Source organism: Mesorhizobium onobrychidis (genome assembly GCF_024707545.1).
In the GTDB taxonomy this organism is placed as follows: domain Bacteria; phylum Pseudomonadota; class Alphaproteobacteria; order Rhizobiales; family Rhizobiaceae; genus Mesorhizobium; species Mesorhizobium onobrychidis.
The window spans coordinates 5,134,343-5,148,536 of the sequence record NZ_CP062229.1; the positions used below are offsets into that span (position 1 = coordinate 5,134,343).

The window sequence follows — 14,194 nt, forward strand, 5'->3', positions numbered from 1 at the left end:
GATCCGCCAATGGTCTGAGGAAAGAGCTTGGTCAATACCTCTTGAACATGGCTCGAGCCTTGAAAACAAATCGCTCTTCGACAGCGATTTCATAAATTTGAGAACGTCCGTGCTTGGCTTGAATACAAAGTAATTTATGCGCGCCCCGTTCTGGGGTGTTCTCAACATCCTATGAAAATTGAAGGGCGTTCTGACGCCCGACCCTTTGGGATAATGTCGGTCCAGGTCGAATGTCCCCTTGGCCACGACGGACAGAGTGTAAAGCGTCTGGGCATTGGCGGTGCCCGCGAAGAGGACGAAGATCGCCGCAACCAACAGCTGAAGAACGTGCCTGGATTTCACGGCCTTTCCTCTCTTTCCTCTGTCGCGACGCGACAGCGCGGGCACCTATTTCACCGAACCGCTAGACCCGCCCTCGACCGCCAGCACCAGCCGGCGGTTGGTGACCCTTGCCAGCTGTGCCAGCCGGCCGGCCGGCCGCTCGCCGTAAAGGTCGGCCAGCGACGCCGGCAGCACCAGCGCCAGCACGCCATTGCCGCGCCTCTCCCATTTCAGTCGCGGCATGACGCCCGGCATCGCCGCCGTCAACAGGTAGACGACGCGCATCACCGCGGCCAGCACGCGGGCGCGCTCGATATAACGCGGCGTTGCCAGTGCCTTGATTTCCGGCGCAATCGATTCGTTGAAGATGCCCTCATGACGGTAGGCGTTGGCCAGCGCCAGGAAGGCGCGGCCGGGATGGTCGACGCCGATGAAGGAGGCGTGGGCAATGATGTTGAGCGACTGCTTGCCGCGATATTCGGGATGCGCGCGCCAGCCGATGTCGGCAAGCAGACAGGCGGCCTGGCGGTAACGCGCCTCGTCGACGGTCTCCTCGATGCCGAAGGCGGCGAAGGTGTTGCCCGTCCACTCGACAAGCTCATGCGCGTGGGTGACCGAGCGCGAACGCAGCCGCGCGAGTTCCTCCGAGGCCGAGATCAGCGGATCTGCCTTCTGCTCGGCTTTGTCGAGCAGTGAATAAAGAAAGCCCTCGCGCACGCCCAGCGCCGAGACGATGATCTTGGACGGCTGCATCGCCGCCATGATCTCCTGCAGCACGATGGCGCCATAAGGCAGCAGCGAGCGGCGGTTCTTTGAGACGCCCTCGATACCCCTTACCTTCTCGATCTCGCCCTTGGCGACCTGCTTGAGGAAGTTCGCAGCGCTGTCGATGCCGATCTCGTAATGATGCATGACGCTCAGCGGATAGCCGGTCATTTCCATGTACAGCCGGGCGAGGTTTCGCCAGGTGCCGCCGACCGCATAGAATGGCCTGCCCTGCCCGCCTTTCAGGAGCTTTGCCTTCGCGAGCTCGTCGCGCGCTATCTTTCCCGCCTGGGCCAGTGAGTTCTTGGCCATGTCCTGCAGGCGCAGGCCGCCCAGCGGCAGCGTGATGCCGTCGCCGATTGCCTCGCCATCGACGTCGACCAGCTCGAGGCTGCCGCCACCGAGGTCGCCGGCGATGCCGTCGGCCGGATGGAAGCCGGAAATGACGCCAAGCGCGGAATAATGGGCTTCCTGGCGCCCGCTCAGCACCTGGACCTCGGTCTTGAGTACATCTTCGGCGCGGTGGATGAAATCGGGGCCGTTGACCGCCTCGCGGGCGGCGGCGGTCGCCAGCACATACATACGATCGGCGCCGGCCTGCTCCGACAGCGCTCGGAAACGCCGGAATTCTTCCATCGAGCGGGTCACAGCCTCGGGGTCGAGCCTTCCGGTCGAAACGATGCCGCGACCGAGGCCGGCCAGCATCTTTTCGTTGAACAGCGTGGTCGGCGAGCGCGCCAGCCCCTCATAGACGACAAGACGGATCGAGTTCGACCCGATGTCGATGATGGACAGCGGTCGGCGGTCCTGAAGCCGGCCCTGGGACGTTGAAATCATCAGCCGGTCGCTGCGCCGTTTTTCTTGCGGCGCTTGAACTGCGCGATGCGCTTGGGCGCATGCGATTTCAGCGCATCGCCGCGTCCGGAAAGGCTCGGATTGGTCATGAAATATTCCTGCGCGTTGAACGGTTCCTCGCCCTCCTCAAGCGTGGCGCGCCGGGAGGTTCCGTCAGCCAATACGTCGAAACTTTGCTGGTTGTCCATGATATTGCCCAGCATGATCTGACCGAGGACTTGTTCATGCACCGTTGGATTGGTGATCGGCACCATGGTTTCGACGCGACGGTCGAGATTGCGCGGCATCAAATCGGCCGATGAGATGTAGACGACCGCCCCGTCCGACGGCAGTCCATGGCCGTTGCCGAAACAATAGATGCGGCTGTGTTCGAGGAATCGGCCGACGATCGACTTGACCCTTATGTTTTCCGACAGGCCCGGCACCTGGGGCCTCAGGCAGCAGATGCCGCGCACGACGAGATCGATCTCGACGCCGGCGCGGCTGGCGTCATAGAGCGCGTCGATGATGATCGGGTCGACCAGCGAATTCATCTTCATCCAGATGCCGGCCGGCCTGCCCTCCAGCGCATGGGCAATCTCGTCCGAAATGTGCTTGAGGATGCGCTTGCGCAGCGTGAACGGCGAGATGGCCAGCCGCATCTCCTCGGTCGGCTCGGCGTAGCCGGTGATGAAATTGAACAGCTGGGCGACATCGCGGGCGATCGTCGGAGCGGTGGTGAAGAAGGACAGGTCGGTGTAGATGCGCGCGGTGACCGGATGGTAGTTGCCGGTGCCGAGATGCACGTAATTGCGCAGCTTGCCGTCCTCGCGCCGCACCACCAGCGACATTTTCGCATGGGTCTTCAGTTCGAGGAAGCCGAATACGACCTGAACGCCGGCGCGCTCGAGGTCGCGCGCCCAGCGGATGTTGGCTTCCTCGTCGAAACGCGCCTTGAGCTCGACCAGCGCCGTCACCGACTTGCCGGCCTCCGCCGCGTCGACCAAAGCGCGCACGATCGGGCTGTCGTTCGAAGTGCGATAGAGCGTCTGCTTGATTGCCACCACTTCCGGGTCGGCCATTGCCTGGCGCAGGAACTGCACCACCACGTCGAAGGATTCGTAGGGGTGATGAACAATGATGTCCTTCTCGCGGATGGCGGCGAAACAGTCACCGCCGTGCTCGCGGATGCGCTCGGGAAAGCGCGGATTATAGGGCGTGAACTTGAGATCGTCGCGGGCGATGGCGACGATCTCGGAAATCTGGCTGAGCGCCAGCGGACCGGTGAGCACGCTGATGCGGCTCGACGAGACGCCAAGCTCGCCGGCGACGAACTCGCGCAGTTCGGCCGGCATCAGCTTATCGAATTCGATGCGGATGACCGAGCCGCGGCGGCGGCGCTTCAGCGCCGTCTCGAACAGGCGCACGAGATCCTCGGATTCCTCCTCGACCTCGATATCACTGTCGCGGATGATGCGGAACGTGCCGGAGCCCTTGACCTCGTAGCCGGGGAACAGCTTGCTGATATAGAGGCCGACCGCCTCTTCCAGCGGAATGAAGCGGACATGACGCTTGCGGTCAGGCAAGCGGATGAACCGCTTCAGCGCCACCGGCAGGCGCAACAGGGCGCTCATCTCTTCGCCATTCCTGCGATGGCGCAGTTGCAGGGCCATCGAGAAGCCGAGATTGGGAATGAACGGGAACGGATGCGCCGGGTCGATCGAAAGCGGTGTGAGCACCGGAAACACCTGCTCCTGGAAATGATCCTCGAGCCAGGTCTTCTCGTCCTTGGTCAGCGCATCGCGGCTGATGCTCTCGATGCCTTCCTTGTCGAGCAGCAGCATCAGCGCGGAAAGGCTCTTCTGCTGGTCCTCCTGCAGGCGCTCGACCTCTCGCAGCAACTGTTCCAGCTGTTGTTCGGGGGTGCGGCCATCCGGGCTCTTCAGCGTGATGCCTTCGCGAACCTGGCCGGCGAGACCGGCAACGCGGACCATGAAGAACTCGTCGAGATTGGCGGCCGAAATCGACAGGAAGCGGACACGCTCGAGCAACGGGTGATTGGCGTTCAGCGATTCCTCGAGGACGCGGCGGTTGAATTGCAGCCAGGAAAACTCGCGGTTGACGAAGCGGTCCGGGTTGCCGCCCTCGGGGCTCGCCACCTCGACAGTAGTGAATTCGCTCTGCACCGGCCTTAGTTCGTTCATGGTTCCTGCTCGTTTCGCACCCGCTGGCCACAGCGTCGCGCGTCTTTGCGGACGCGCAAAGGACGCTCCCACCACTTAAGCTACGCATGATCCCCAGCAAAACCGAATTCGGTTTTCGGACCATGCCTTAACCGGCTTAGCTTATCCTGTGACAGGCTTTTACGACAGTTTGATTTCATCGATCTTGCAAAGAGACAGCTTATGATCCAGATGCAATCCAGGTACAGCGCGGCGCGTCCTTTGGACGCGCAAAGGATGCGGTGGAATTTTGATTTTGCGCATGATCCGGGGTCATGCGGCAAATGTAGGAGACGACGATGGCAGGCGGTTCCATTCCCCATTTCCAGAACGATGCGGGCTATGCGGCGATCGACATCGGCGTCAAGGAATTCATGTGCACCGGCGCCAACCCGCCTTTCGACCACCCGCATGTGTTTCTCGACATGGGCGACGACAATGAAAAGGTCTGCCCCTATTGCTCGACGCTTTATCGCTATTCGCCAAAGCTGAAGGCGACGGAAACGCAGCCTGCGGGATGCCTCTATATCGAACAGGCCGCCTGACGCGCACGCCATCCCGATGGACGACACCCGGTCCCGGCAGGTCGTTATCGCCGGAGCCGGCGTCGCTGGACTGACTGCAGCGCTGGCGTTTTCCGAGCGCGGCTATCTCGTGCGGCTGTTCGAACAGGCGCCGCGCCTCGAAGCGGCCGGCGCCGGTATCCAGCTCTCACCCAACGCAACGCGCATCCTTCGCCAGCTCGGCGTGCTCGACCGGCTGTTGCCGGCGGCGGTGCGGCCGGAGGCGGTCGTGCTCAAGGAGGCGGCCACGCTGCGCGAGCTGGCGCGGGTGCCGCTTGGCGAAGCAGCCGAAAGGCGCTGGCAGGCGCCCTATCTCGTCGCTCATCGGGCCGATCTGCAAGACGCGCTGATGGCGCGCCTTGCCGAGCAGCCGGACATCAGTCTCGCCACCGGCGCGCGCGTCAGGGGCGTCGCCACAGGACCGCGCCATACCACGGCAACAGTCGAGATTGCCGGCAAGACGGTAGAAGCCGACGGCTTTCTGCTGATCGGCGCCGACGGCGTCTGGTCGGCGATCCGCGCTTTTGGCGGGCTTCCGGCCAAAAGCCGGTTTTCGGGCGAGCTTGCCTGGCGCGCTACGATCAGTGCAGACAGCGTCGCGGGAGAAGCCGTTGCGGCGGTCGGCGCCGCCAATTGCGTGACCACCTTCCTGCATCCCGGCTTCCACCTCGTCACCTATCCGGTCAGTAACGGCACGGCGTTCAACCTGGCCGCCTTCACCAGGGGCGAGATCATCGCCGAGGGCTGGTCGGGCCACGCCGACCCCAATATCCTCGCCGCCGCCATGCGTGGCACGGCGGCAGCACTGGCCCGGCTTGCCGAGGATGCCGGCCCGTGGACCGCATGGCCGATCCATACGGTCGACCAAGGACAGCCATGGACGACGCCCGCCGGCATCGCCCTGATCGGCGACGCGGCGCATGCGATGACGCCGTTTGCGGCGCAGGGCGCAGCGATGGCGATCGAGGATGCCGCAACCCTTGCCGGCTTTGTCGCCGCCTCGCCTGCCGATCCCGGGAGCGCGCTTGCCGCCTGGGAAAAGGTGCGGCGCCCGCGCATCGCCAAGGTCGCCCGCCGCGGTGCCGTCAACCGCCTCGCCTGGCATGCAGCGGGACCGGTGGCCGTCGCGCGCAACCTGTTCCTGAAGCTGCGCTCGCCGGAAAAGCTCGCGGCCGATCTCGACTGGCTCTATGGCTGGCGGCCGCCGGAAATCGTCGATCGGCGATGAAAACTCGACCGTCTGGCGGACAGCGCCCCCCTCTGTCCTGCCGGACATCTCCCCCACTTGGGGGGAGATCGGCCGTCACCGCGGCTTTCGCCAATCTCCAACGTTGCAGGAGAAGCGAAGCGCCGAAACTGAATATCTCCCTCCTTGTGGGGGAGATGTCCGGCAGGACAGAGGGGGGCGCGCCGGAATGAGGCGCTGATTACCCGGAGCCATCAATTATAAATCCGCATCGACAGGTCGAGTGAGGCCGGCAGCGGATTCCACCAGCCTGTCCGCAGGCCGGCGATACGCAGAGCCGCCGCCGTCCAGGTGTTGCAGCCAACCAGCGCATTGAAATGGCCGTTGGCTTCGTAGAAGCGGTCGAACCTGGAATAGGCGGCATTCTCGATCAGGATCGGACCGTTCGGCCCTTGCTGGAAACTTGCGGCGATGAAGTCGAGCAGCGCTGCAAAACGCTCCTCGCTGATGTCGAAGCCGGCGACGTCGGGGTGCTCGACAATGTTGCCGGCGACATCGACATGCATCACCGAAGCGTCAAGGGTCAGCGCCTTCATCACCGGCACCACCTTCAGTTCCGACCAGGTCGGCGTCTCCAGATAGAAGGCGCGGCCGCCCCAGCCGAAGACGATGTAGCGGACCCCAGCCATGTCGGCCGGAATGCCGTCATCGACCAGGAAATGGAAGCGCTTGCGCACGTCGTCATCGACCGGGATGGCGATATCGGTGTGGATCGGATTTTTCAGCACCAGGATGTGCCTGGTGGCGGCGGGATCGGCCGCGGCCGCCGGCAAGAGCGGCCGTGGAATGACTGTGCCCAGCATCACGGCAAGCACGATTGCCACCACCAGAATGGCGAGAAAACGCCCAAGCTTTTTCACGAGGGACGGCTTTCTCATGAGGGACGGCCTCGCAATCGGGGCGCAATCGCCTGCTGACGGCTCAGACGCAAGAGAGCCCGGCCGGATTTCGGCCGGGCTCTTTTGATTCGCGTGAGAGCGATCAGTGCAGGATCTGCGACAGGAACAGTTTTGTGCGCTCGTGGCGCGGATTGTCAAAGAACTCGGCCGGCGTGTTCTGCTCGACGATCTGGCCCTGATCCATGAAGATCACCCGATTGGCGACCTTGCGCGCAAAGCCCATCTCGTGGGTGACGCAGAGCATGGTCATGCCCTCTTCGGCGAGGCCAACCATCGTCTCCAGCACTTCCTTGATCATTTCCGGATCGAGCGCCGAGGTCGGCTCGTCGAACAGCATGATGCGCGGGTTCATGCATAGCGAGCGGGCGATGGCGACGCGCTGCTGCTGGCCGCCGGAAAGCTGGCCGGGATATTTGTTGGCCTGTTCCGGGATCTTGACGCGCGTGAGGAAGTGCATGGCGATCTCCTCGGCCTGCTTCTTCGGCGTCTTGCGCACCCAGATCGGTGCCAGCGTGCAGTTTTCCAAGATGGTCAGATGCGGGAACAGGTTGAAATGCTGGAACACCATGCCGACCTCGCGGCGCACCTCGTCGATCTTCTTGAGATCGTTGGTCAATTCCTTGCCGTCAACGATGATCTTGCCCTTCTGATGCTCTTCCAGCCGGTTGATGCAGCGGATCATCGTCGATTTGCCGGAGCCCGAAGGGCCGCAAATGACGATGCGCTCGCCGCGCATCACCTTCAGATTGATGTCCTTCAGCACATGGAATTCGCCGTACCATTTGTGCATGGCGATGATGTCGATGGCGACATCGGTGTCGGAGATATGCATCTTGGCGGCATTGACCTTGATCTCTTCCGCGCTGACGGCATTTTCTGTGGCCATGGAAGGTTCCCTTTTTTGTTTTTAGCGTTTGTAGCTGGTGTCGAGCCGGCGTTCCGTGAACATCGAATAGCGCGACATGCCGAAGCAGAACAGCCAGAAGACGAAGGCTGCAAACACCAGGCCGGACCTGGCGGTCTGCGGCGTCGCCCAGTTGGCGTCGGAAAAGTGCAGCTTGACGACGCCGAGCAGGTCGAACATGCCGATGATGTAGACAAGGCTGGTGTCCTTGAACATGCCGATGAAGGTGTTGACGATGCCGGGAATGACCAGCTTCAGCGCCTGCGGCAGCACGATCAGGCCCATCTTCTGCCAGTAGCCGAGGCCGAGCGAATCGGCGCCTTCATACTGGCCCTTGGGGATCGCCTGCAGGCCGCCGCGCACCACTTCAGCCATGTAGGCGGCGGCAAACAGGGAGACGCCGATCAGCGCGCGCAGCAACTTGTCGAAGGTGACGCCCGCCGGCAGGAACAGCGGCAGCATGACGCTGGCCATGAACAGAACGGTGATCAGCGGGATGCCGCGCACCGTCTCGATGAAGACCACGCACAGCGTCTTGACGATCGGCATCTTCGAGCGCCGGCCGAGCGCCAGCACGATGCCGACCGGCAGTGAAACAGCAATGCCGACGAAGGACAGGCTGAGCGTCACCAGCAGGCCGCCCCACAGCGGAGTTTCGACATGCAGCAGGCCGAACACGCCGCCGGTCAGCAGGATGAAGGCAACGATCGGCAGTGCCAGGAAGAACAGGATGGCGTTCAACCCCTTGCGCGGCACGCGCGGGATGAGCAACGGCACCAGCAACACCACGAACAGGATGGCGACCAGGATCGGCCGCCAGCGCTCCTCGATCGGATAGCGGCCGAACATGAACTGGCCGAACTTGGCGTTGACGAAGGCCCAGCAGGCGCCGGACCAGCCGTCCGGCTGGATGCCGCCCTGCGCCACCGTGGCGCAGACGGTGCGGTCCGGCCCCGTCCACTGGGCGTTGATGAAGGCCCAATTGATAATCTGCGGCAGGATCATCGCGACCAGTACGATGCCGACGATGGTCAGGATGGTGTCGCCGGTCGACGCGATCAGGTTCTTGCGGATCCAGGCCCCCAGACCGCGCACGCCGGCGGGCGCCTGTTGCGACAGCGCCATTTCGGTCCGAACCCAGGAGGTATCGTGTTCCTGCATGTCGCTACCTCTCCACCAGCGCCATCCTGGCGTTGACTACGTTCATCACCGCCGAGGTCAGCAGGCTGAGCACGAGATAGACCACCATCATGATCAGCACGCACTCGATCGCCTGGCCGGTCTGGTTCAGCACCGTGCCGGCTGTCGCCGTCAGATCCGGATAACCGATGGCGATGGCGAGCGAAGAGTTCTTGGTCAGGTTCAGATACTGGCTGGTCAATGGCGGAATGATGATGCGCATGGCTTGCGGAACAACCACAAGCCGCAGGATCGATCCTGGACGCAGACCCAGCGCACCGGCTGCTTCGCTCTGGCCCTTGCTGACGCCCATGATGCCGGCCCGCACGATTTCGGCGATGAAGGCCGCAGTATAGCAGGACAGCGCCAAATAGAGCGACAGGAACTCCGGCTTGACCTGGAAGCCGCCAGTCAGGTTGAAGGTCGATTGCTTTGGATAGTCGAAGCTCAGCGGGAAGCCGCTCAGCGCATAGGCAAGCAACGGCAGGCCGACGATCAGCGCCGCTGACGTCCAGAACACCGGGAATTGCTGGCCGGTCGCCATCTGCCGCTGACGCGCCTTGCGGGCAACGAACCACGCCATGGCGATGCCGACAAGCAAAGCGACGAAGATCAACCAGGAGCCGTCGCCCCAGACGGCGCGCGGAAAATAGAAGCCGCGCTGGTTGAGGAAGGAGCCGAACGGCAGGTTGATGCTCTCGCGCGGTATGGGAAGCACGGCAAGCACGCCGGAATACCAGAAGAAGATAACCAGCAGCGGCGGAATGTTGCGGAAGACCTCGACATAGACCATGCAGATCTTGCGGATCAGCCAGTTGTGCGAAAGCCGGCCGATGCCGAGGATGAAGCCGATGATGGTGGCGGTGATGATGCCGGCGGCGGCAACGATGAGCGTGTTGATGAAGCCGACCACAATGGCGCGGCCATAGGTCGAATCCGACGAATAGGCGATGGCGCTGTCACTGATGTCGAAGCCGGCGCGGCCCCTGAGGAAGCCGAAGCCTGATGCAATGTGCAGGCGCGTCAGATTGTCGATGGTGTTTTGGACGATCCACCAGACCAACGCCCCCAGCACGATGACGACCACCGCCTGGAAAAATATGCCGCGGACCTTCGGATCGTTGATGAAGGAGCCGCGGCTTGGCTCCTCGCGAAGAATTTCCTGCGATGCCATTCGACCATCCCCTGGAAAGAGAAACCGGAAGGCAGGAACGCTGCCTTCCGGATCACATTTCGATCAGCGGATCGGCGGAGCGTATTGCAGGCCGCCCTTGGTCCACAGCGCGTTGATGCCGCGCGCGATCTTCAGCGGGCTGCCCGAACCGACATTGCGTTCAAACAGTTCGCCGTAATTGCCGACGGCCTTGACGATGTTGACGACCCAGTCGTTGGAGACGCCAAGATCGGTGCCGATCTTGGTATCAGCTTCCTGGCCGAGCACGCGCTTGATCTCGGGATTGTCCGAGGTCTTCATCTCCTCGACATTGGCCTTGGTGATGCCGAGTTCCTCTGCCTGCAACAACGCGAAATAGGTCCACTTGACGATGTGGTACCATTGGTCGTCGCCCTGGCGCACGGCCGGTCCGAGCGGTTCCTTGGAGATGATCTCGGGCAGCACGACGTGGTCGGCGGGTGCGCCGAGCGTCAGGCGGATGCCGTAGAGGCCGGACTGGTCGGTGGTGTAGACGTCGCAGCGGCCGGCGTCATAGGCGGCGTTGACCTCTTCCAGCTTTTCGAAGACGACCGGGTTGTATTCCATCTTGTTCGACTTGAAATAGTCGGCAAGGTTGAGTTCGGTTGTGGTGCCACTCTGCACGCAGACCGCCGCGCCCGAAAGCTGCAGCGCGGAATTCACGCCCGGCAGTTTCTTGGCGTTGATCATGAAGCCCTGGCCGTCATAGTAGGTGACACCGACGAAGTTCAGGCCAAGCGCCGTATCGCGGTTGATGGTCCAGGTGGTGTTGCGCGACAGGAGGTCGATCTCGCCTGACTGCAGTGCGGTGAAGCGTTCCTTGGCGCTGAGCGGCGTGAACTTGACCTTGGTGCCATCGCCGAAAACGGCGGCCGCAACAGCGCGGCAGAAATCCGCATCGATGCCTTGCCAGTCGCCCTTGTCGTCCGGCGCCGAGAAGCCGGCCAGACCGGTCGAGACGCCGCATTGGATGAAGCCCTTGGCCTTGACGTCGTCGAGCGTGGCCGCCGACGCGGCCGAAGCCACCAATCCAAGCGCGGCGGCGCCCAGAATGCCGATTGCAATGTGTTTCATAACCCACAGACCCTTTTCTGTTTTTTCAGGCGAACCTGACTTTTTTCCGTGTGAACGCAGCTTCCCGTTCCGGCCCATTCCCGGAACCCCGCATCGCAACCGACGCGCTGCCTCCCATTCACGAACTGCATCGAAGGCGATTATTCCAGTGAGGTCAAGGAAAATGACCGAAACCGAAACAGTTTGAAAACCAATTGCCGCAAATGCCTGTATTGCAGACAAACGCGCCTGGAAATTAGCCAGCAGTGCGAACAAAGCCGGCAAAGCCCGGTCAACGCAAATCGGGGCTGCGCCGGCAAACCCGCCCCTCGGATTTACCGCGCATGACTGACTTGTCATGGGATGAATTGGCATATCCAAAGTCCGCCGGCTGGCGGATGGCGAACGGTTGCGCGGCCAATGCCGCCGCACTATGGCTAGCGCTTCATCAGAGGCGAAGCGCAATGACAAAAGACGGCAACGAAATGGGCATCAACACGCGGCTTGCCCATTCGGGCAACAATCCGCACGACTATTTCGGCTTCGTCAATCCGCCGGTCGTGCATGCCTCGACCGTGCTCTATCCCAACGCGGCGACGATGGCGGCACGCAGCCAGAAATACACCTATGGCACGCGCGGCACGCCGACCACCGACGCGCTTGCCAGCGCCATCGACGGGCTGGAAGGCTCGGCCGGCACGATTGTGGTGCCCTCGGGCCTGGCAGCGGTGACGGTGCCGCTGCTCGCCTTCCTGTCGGCGGGCGACCATGTCCTGATCGTCGATTCCGTCTATCACCCGACCCGCAACTTCGCCGACACGATGCTGAAACGGCTGGGTGTGGAGGTCGAGTACTACGATCCGCATGCCGGCGCCGGTATAGCGGCGCTGATCAAGCCCAAGACCAGGGTCGTGTTCACCGAATCGCCGGCCTCCAACACTTTCGAGGTGCAGGACATACCGGCCATTGCCAGCGCGGCACATGCCGCAGGTGCGATCGTGATGATGGACAACACCTGGGCGACGCCGCTCTACTTCCGCCCGCTCGACCATGGTGTCGACATCTCGATCCATGCGGCGACGAAATACCCGGCCGGCCATTCCGACGTGCTGCTCGGCACCGCGTCGGCCAACAAGGCCTGCTGGAAACAGCTTTGCGAGACCTTCTACACGATGGGCTGCTGCGCCGGGCCGGACGATGTCTATCAGGTGCTGCGCGGCCTGCGCACCATGGGCGTGCGCCTCGACCACCATCAGCGCAGCGCACTGGCCATCGCCGGCTGGCTGGAGGGCCAGCCGGGCGTGGCGCGCGTGCTGCATCCAGCGCTTGTCAGCCACCCCGATCACGATCTCTGGAAGCGCGACTTCTGCGGCTCGAGCGGCATCTTTTCAATCGTGCTCAAGGGCGGCGGCCAGAAACAGCAGCATGCTTTTCTCGACGCGCTCAGGATATTCGGCCTCGGCTATTCCTGGGGCGGCTATGAGAGCCTTGCTGTGCCGGTTTTCCTTGGCGACCGCGTCGTCGCCAAGGGCCCTTATGACGGCCCGCTCATCCGCCTGCAGATCGGGCTTGAAGACGTCGAGGATTTGAAGGCCGATCTGTCGCGCGGCCTCACTGCGGCGGGTGCAGCGTAAAGGGTGGCGCCCCGCGTAAGCGGTAGCGTAGTCGGTGCCGGCCGCCGGGAAAAATATTCGGGAACCTTTTCTCGGCTAGGCCGTCCAATGTTTTGATCGGGTTCGATCAGGAGGTTGGCTCGAGATGGAGACCTGGCCAGGCGTGGTGTTTTGGTGGCAACGCCCACCGTTGCTTCCGGTGACACGCAGCTTGTGCGCCGAAAGGTAACCCGATGAAAGCATGGCTGGAAACGGCAAAGAGCCGGGCACGCGGCATCAAGCGCGATGTCGTCGCCCTGTGGTTCGCCGCGCGCGATCCTCGGGTGCCCTGGTTTGCGAAATTCGTGGCGGGGATGGTGGCCGCCTATGCGCTTTCCCCAATCGACCTGATCCCGGATTTCATTCCGGTGCTCGGCTATATCGACGACCTGATCATCGTACCGCTCGGCGTAATCCTGGCCATAAGGCTTGTTCCGCCGCCGCTGATGGACGAGTTTCGGGTGCGGGCTGCCGCGCTCGAAAAACGCCCGCAAAGCAGAACCGGAATGTTCTTTATCGTGGCGCTCTGGCTGGCTTTGGCAGCTTTGCTGATCTGGGCGTTCTGGCCCACCCACGCCAAATAGTCCGATCAGGCTTTCTCCTGAAACCACCTTGCCTGCTGCGCCGGCGGCCTAAAACCCGAGCGCCAGCCACGCAGTCCCGGCAAGCAGCGTGACCAGCGTCAGCGGCAGGCCGACCTTGAGGAAGGCACCAAAGCCGAGCTACTTGCCTGTCGCCCGCGCCTGCTCAGCAACAATCAAATTGGCGACCGAGCCGAGCAGCGTGAAATTGCCGGCCAGCGTCGAGCTCATGGCGACGACCAGCCAGGCGCGTTCGGGGTTTTCCAGGCCGGGTATAAACGGCCGCAACGCCAGCACGCCGGAACATTGCTCATGATGTTGGACAGCACCGCGGTGAGGCTGGACAGCCGCCACACATCGTCCAGCCGGAGGTCCTTTGCCGAGGCGACGATGTCGGGCTGAGCAGCGTCTTCTCGGCGCCGGCGACGACGATGAACAGGCCGGCGAACATGAACAGCAGCGGCCCGTCGATCTCGCGGTAGATGCGCGCCGGCTTGATGGCGCGGGTCACGAGAAGAATGGCGCCGCCGATGAGCGCCGCCTTGGCGACCGGAAACCCCGCGAAGAAGGCTATCGCCAGACCGATGCAGACCACCACCGCCTTTTATTTGGCGGCACGTCGCGCGGATCTACATGGAAGCGGATTGCTTTCGTCATGCGCCCTCCCGGCACAGCCGGCGTATCTCTTTGATGTTCTCGAGCGTGGTGTAATAGCGGTTGCCAATCGTCTCGACGGCAAGCTGGCCTCGCTTCACTGCACGCCGCAAGCCGCCGTTCGCCCCA

The 14,194-nt window shown here is 62.8% G+C and carries 11 protein-coding genes and 1 pseudogene; 4 read left to right on the forward strand and 8 right to left on the reverse strand.

The features are described from left to right. Positions 1-387: 387 nt before the first annotated feature. Together ppx and IHQ72_RS25525 are read right to left on the reverse strand one after the other, a co-directional pair. A complete protein-coding gene (gene ppx, locus IHQ72_RS25520; RefSeq protein WP_258118073.1) occupies positions 388-1,923 on the reverse strand; it encodes an exopolyphosphatase in 1,536 nt (511 codons plus the stop codon). Beyond that, the gene (locus tag IHQ72_RS25525) at positions 1,923-4,124 is read right to left on the reverse strand and encodes an RNA degradosome polyphosphate kinase (RefSeq protein ID WP_258118074.1); all 2,202 of its coding nucleotides are present in this window, start codon (positions 4,122-4,124) and stop codon (positions 1,923-1,925) included. Before IHQ72_RS25525 ends, ppx begins: the two co-directional genes overlap by 1 nt. Positions 4,125-4,441: 317 nt before the next feature. Between IHQ72_RS25525 and IHQ72_RS25530 the strand changes: the two genes are divergently transcribed. Both IHQ72_RS25530 and IHQ72_RS25535 read left to right on the forward strand, forming a co-directional pair. Then, positions 4,442-4,687, forward strand: coding sequence for a zinc-finger domain-containing protein (locus IHQ72_RS25530; protein WP_095490861.1), 246 nt, complete (start codon positions 4,442-4,444; stop codon positions 4,685-4,687). A 16-nt stretch (positions 4,688-4,703) separates the two neighbouring features. Continuing rightward, positions 4,704-5,933 (forward strand): FAD-dependent monooxygenase, encoded by a 1,230-nt coding sequence (locus tag IHQ72_RS25535; protein ID WP_258118075.1) that lies wholly within the window; start codon positions 4,704-4,706, stop codon positions 5,931-5,933. 212 nt (positions 5,934-6,145) lie between these two features. Here IHQ72_RS25535 and IHQ72_RS25540 read toward each other — a convergent pair whose 3' ends face one another. The 5 genes from IHQ72_RS25540 to IHQ72_RS25560 all read right to left on the reverse strand — a co-directional run bounded on the left by IHQ72_RS25540 (position 6,146) and on the right by IHQ72_RS25560 (position 11,199). After that, positions 6,146-6,829 (reverse strand): TIGR02117 family protein, encoded by a 684-nt coding sequence (locus IHQ72_RS25540; RefSeq protein WP_258118076.1) that lies wholly within the window; start codon positions 6,827-6,829, stop codon positions 6,146-6,148. Between the two features lie 103 nt (positions 6,830-6,932). After that, positions 6,933-7,682, reverse strand: coding sequence for an amino acid ABC transporter ATP-binding protein (locus IHQ72_RS25545; RefSeq protein WP_258123929.1), 750 nt, complete (start codon positions 7,680-7,682; stop codon positions 6,933-6,935). Between the two features lie 75 nt (positions 7,683-7,757). Beyond that, complete coding sequence (locus IHQ72_RS25550; RefSeq protein WP_258118077.1) at positions 7,758-8,915, reverse strand: amino acid ABC transporter permease; 1,158 nt, start codon at positions 8,913-8,915, stop codon at positions 7,758-7,760. Between the two features lie 4 nt (positions 8,916-8,919). Then, the gene (locus tag IHQ72_RS25555) at positions 8,920-10,107 is read right to left on the reverse strand and encodes an amino acid ABC transporter permease (protein WP_258118078.1); all 1,188 of its coding nucleotides are present in this window, start codon (positions 10,105-10,107) and stop codon (positions 8,920-8,922) included. Between the two features lie 63 nt (positions 10,108-10,170). Beyond that, a complete protein-coding gene (locus IHQ72_RS25560; protein WP_258118079.1) occupies positions 10,171-11,199 on the reverse strand; it encodes an amino acid ABC transporter substrate-binding protein in 1,029 nt (342 codons plus the stop codon). A gap of 443 nt (positions 11,200-11,642) precedes the next feature. Between IHQ72_RS25560 and IHQ72_RS25565 the strand changes: the two genes are divergently transcribed. Together IHQ72_RS25565 and IHQ72_RS25570 are read left to right on the forward strand one after the other, a co-directional pair. Next, positions 11,643-12,812 carry a cystathionine beta-lyase gene (locus IHQ72_RS25565; protein WP_258118080.1) on the forward strand — a complete coding sequence of 390 codons (1,170 nt, stop codon included), beginning with the start codon at positions 11,643-11,645 and terminating at the stop codon, positions 12,810-12,812. Between the two features lie 212 nt (positions 12,813-13,024). Then, positions 13,025-13,414, forward strand: a complete 390-nt coding sequence (locus tag IHQ72_RS25570; protein WP_258118081.1) for a YkvA family protein — start codon at positions 13,025-13,027, stop codon at positions 13,412-13,414. Between the two features lie 48 nt (positions 13,415-13,462). Here IHQ72_RS25570 and IHQ72_RS25575 read toward each other — a convergent pair. After that, positions 13,463-14,015, reverse strand: a pseudogene (locus IHQ72_RS25575) (SLC13 family permease); the annotation flags it as partial. Between the last annotated feature and the right edge of the window lie 179 nt (positions 14,016-14,194).

Bases quoted from the DNA above. Each gene is read 5' to 3' on its own strand.
- IHQ72_RS25525 (WP_258118074.1), bottom strand. From the start codon at position 4,124: ATGAACGAACTAAGGCCGGTGCAGAGCGAATTCACTACTGTCGAGGTG.
- IHQ72_RS25570 (WP_258118081.1), top strand. From the start codon at position 13,025: ATGAAAGCATGGCTGGAAACGGCAAAGAGCCGGGCACGCGGCATCAAG.
- IHQ72_RS25530 (WP_095490861.1), top strand. From the start codon at position 4,442: ATGGCAGGCGGTTCCATTCCCCATTTCCAGAACGATGCGGGCTATGCG.
- IHQ72_RS25540 (WP_258118076.1), bottom strand. From the start codon at position 6,829: ATGAGAAAGCCGTCCCTCGTGAAAAAGCTTGGGCGTTTTCTCGCCATT.
- IHQ72_RS25545 (WP_258123929.1), bottom strand. From the start codon at position 7,682: ATGCATATCTCCGACACCGATGTCGCCATCGACATCATCGCCATGCAC.
- IHQ72_RS25560 (WP_258118079.1), bottom strand. From the start codon at position 11,199: ATGAAACACATTGCAATCGGCATTCTGGGCGCCGCCGCGCTTGGATTG.
- IHQ72_RS25555 (WP_258118078.1), bottom strand. From the start codon at position 10,107: ATGGCATCGCAGGAAATTCTTCGCGAGGAGCCAAGCCGCGGCTCCTTC.
- ppx (WP_258118073.1), bottom strand. From the start codon at position 1,923: ATGATTTCAACGTCCCAGGGCCGGCTTCAGGACCGCCGACCGCTGTCC.
- IHQ72_RS25565 (WP_258118080.1), top strand. From the start codon at position 11,643: ATGACAAAAGACGGCAACGAAATGGGCATCAACACGCGGCTTGCCCAT.
- IHQ72_RS25535 (WP_258118075.1), top strand. From the start codon at position 4,704: ATGGACGACACCCGGTCCCGGCAGGTCGTTATCGCCGGAGCCGGCGTC.
- IHQ72_RS25550 (WP_258118077.1), bottom strand. From the start codon at position 8,915: ATGCAGGAACACGATACCTCCTGGGTTCGGACCGAAATGGCGCTGTCG.